Raw genomic sequence first — 2,754 nt, forward strand, 5'->3', positions numbered from 1 at the left:
TGTAACCGAGGACCAGCACGGCGGCGGCGGCAGCGGCGCCGATCGAGATGCGGCGCCGGCGGCGCGCGTTGCCCCGGGCCATCACGAAGCGCACGTCCGGCAACGGCTGGGCCTCGACGTCGTGGCGCAGCGTCCCGAGCGCGGCACGCAGCTGCTGGTCCTGCTCCTGCGTCCACCTTTCCTGCTCAGCCATGACGGGACTCCTCGCTGGTGAGGGCGGAGGCCAACTGGGCCCTGCCCCGGTGGAGGCGGGCCTTGATGGTCCCCGCGGGTGTGCCGGTCTCGGCGGCGATCTGGTCGATCGACAGGTCGGCGATGTAGTGCAGCGCGACGGACTCGCGGACCGGCGCGGACAGCGTCCGCAGCGCCTCGATGACGGCCACCCGGTTCTCGTCGGGTGGCGGCACCTCGGCGCCGGGACCGTGTCGCAGGTGGGCGCTGCGCTGGTTGGTCGTCTTGCGCCACGACGAGATGGCCAGGCGCCTGGCGACCGTGCGCACCCAGGCCCGCGGGTCGTCATACGTGCTCACGGCCGACCAGCGCTGCCACGCTCGGCTGAACGCCTCCTGCGTGCTGTCCTGCGCCAACGTCAGGTCGCCGGTGGCGGCGTAGACGAGGTGGATCACCGAGGTCGCGGTCGCGCGGTAGAACTCCTCGAAGTCCTGCTCCGGCCGGCCGTTGGCTGCCACCTGCCCACCTCCCTCGGCTGTCCGCGGGCGGTCGGATGGCCCGTCACCTGAGCAGACGCCCGGGGACGCCGCCCGGTTGCGTGCGATCTGCCGCGGCTGTGGCGCGTGTCCCAAATAGTGCCCCACTCGGCGCGCCTCGCCGCGGATCGTGATCCAACCGCGACCATGGAGGCGTCATGACTCTGCTCGAACGAACGCGCCACCTCACCGGATCCAGCTCCGACGCGGAGGCCGGACCGTGGCACCTGCGTGGCCTCGCCGCTGGCGCGGGCGTCCTCGCCGCACTGGCGTCGATGATCCTGCTCTGTCTCCCGGTGCTGGTGGCGTGGATGACCGATCCGCGGACCACCACCTCGTGGAGCTCCGCCCTCGGCGTCGGCGTCGACGGTTGGGTCCTCGCGCACGGCGCGTCGCTGCAGGTGGGCGCGGTGTCGTTGCGGATGATGCCGCTGCTGCTGACCGCCGTGCCACTGCTGGTCGCGTTGGCTGCGGCGCGGCAGCTCCTGGCCCGTCTCGCCGGTTGGCCGGGTGCCACGGCCGGCCCGGGGTGGCGCTGCCCCGCGATGGCCCAGCTGACGCTGTTCGTGCTCGCGTATGCCGTGACCGGACTCCTCGTGCCGGTGGTCGCGTCGGGAGCCGCCCGGGTCTCGCTGCCCGGCCTCGTCCCGGGGGTGCTGCTCGTGCCGGTCGTCGCGCTGCTGCTCGGACTGTGGCGCGAGCACCGGAGCGGGGTCGGCGGCCTGAGCGAGGAGGTCGCGCTCTGGTTGGGCCGTCGCACGCCGGCCTGGTTGCGCAAGGCGGTGCGCCCGGCACTGGTCGGCGCGGGCCTGCTCCTGCTCGCGGGGTTGCTCGTGGTCGTCCTGGTGCTGGTCACCCACCTGTCCCGGATCGGTCGGCTGTATGACGAGCTCGGCGCCGGCGTCGTGGGTGCCACCGTGCTGTCGGTCGGTCAAGCGCTCGCCCTGCCCAACCTGGTGCTGTGGGCGCTCGGCTGGGTGGCCGGGCCCGGTTTTGCGGTCGGTGACGTGGTGGTGACCTGGACCCATGTGGATCCCGGGGTGCTGCCGCTGGTGCCCGTGTTCGGGGCCCTGCCGCAGCCGGGCACCCTACCGCCGGGGTTGTGGTTGTCGGTCCTCGTGCCGGTCGCGATCGGCGGCGTGGTCGGCTGGCGGAGTCTGCGGGCGACCACTCGTCTGGCCACCTGGCGGGCCAAGGCGCGTGCCGCGGCGACGGCCTGTGTGCTCGCCGCAGCGCTGCTCGGTGCCCTCGCGGCGCTGGCGAGCGGGTCCCTCGGCACCGACCACCTCGCCAGTGTGGGGGTGCACGCCGTGAGCGTGGCCGGGGTGCTGCTGCTCGAGCTGCTGGCCGGTGCCCTGCTGGTGGTGTCGGTCGCGCACTGGCGCCAGTCCCGCCTCTGACGCGCCCTCTTCGTCCCACCCCTCTCGAAGTTGCTGGGACCTGGCGTCACCGGTGACGCCAAGTCCCAGCAACTTCTAAGGTGTGCGGGAGGTCCGGGTGCCGGCGCGGGCTGGGAAGGTGTCCGTATGACGCGCAGGTTGACCCGCGAGCGCCTGGCCACGATGACGCTGCGACGGCAGTTCCCGAGGGTGCGGGGGCGGCGCCGGGCCGCGGTGGTCGAGCTGTACCAGCGGCTCGGGCCGGTGCAGACGCAGGTGCCGAGGGCCGCCTTCCTCTTCGCCGCGTCCCGCCTGCCGGGAGTGCCCTACGCCGAGATCGTGGCGGCGTTCGAGTCCGAGGATCTGGTGAAGGGGAGCAACCTGCGTGGGACCGTGCACTCCTCGAAGCGAGAGCTGCACCCCTTGCTGGACGCGGTCTCGCGTCGTCCGCGGGCGCTGATGCTGCGCAACCTGCTGGGGCTGGACGCGGTCGAGCCCGAGACGCTGACCGCCGAGATCGAAAGGATCGCCACCGACTGGATCGAGCGGGATGAACTGGTCGCCCAGGTGCGCGACTGGCTCGCCGCGCGGGCAGGGTCGCCGCGGCCCGCGCTGACGACGGCGGCGGCCAACCTGGTCTGGGGGCACTCGGCGCTGGTGCGGCGACC

4 protein-coding genes are annotated in these 2,754 nt (G+C 73.4%); 2 read left to right on the forward strand and 2 right to left on the reverse strand.

The window, feature by feature from the left end; translation table 11 throughout:
• On the reverse strand, positions 1 to 193 hold a 193-nt coding region (locus tag FRW57_RS20010), incomplete at its 3' end, for a hypothetical protein (protein ID WP_203230444.1).
• Positions 186 to 689 (reverse strand): SigE family RNA polymerase sigma factor, encoded by a 504-nt coding sequence (locus FRW57_RS20015; RefSeq protein WP_137119808.1) that lies wholly within the window; start codon positions 687 to 689, stop codon positions 186 to 188. The genes FRW57_RS20010 and FRW57_RS20015, both read right to left, overlap by 8 nt.
• Positions 690 to 865: 176 nt before the next feature.
• Between FRW57_RS20015 and FRW57_RS20020 the strand changes: the two genes are divergently transcribed.
• On the forward strand, positions 866 to 2,107 hold the full coding sequence (locus FRW57_RS20020) for a cell division protein PerM (RefSeq protein WP_152186881.1): 1,242 nt from the start codon (positions 866 to 868) through the stop codon (positions 2,105 to 2,107).
• Positions 2,108 to 2,233: 126 nt separating this feature from the next.
• On the forward strand, positions 2,234 to 2,754 hold a 521-nt coding region (locus FRW57_RS20025; RefSeq protein WP_152186882.1), incomplete at its 3' end, for a DNA glycosylase AlkZ-like family protein.

The sequence above is a fragment of the Segeticoccus rhizosphaerae genome, from assembly GCF_009192725.1.
GTDB lineage: Bacteria > Actinomycetota > Actinomycetes > Actinomycetales > Dermatophilaceae > Segeticoccus > Segeticoccus rhizosphaerae.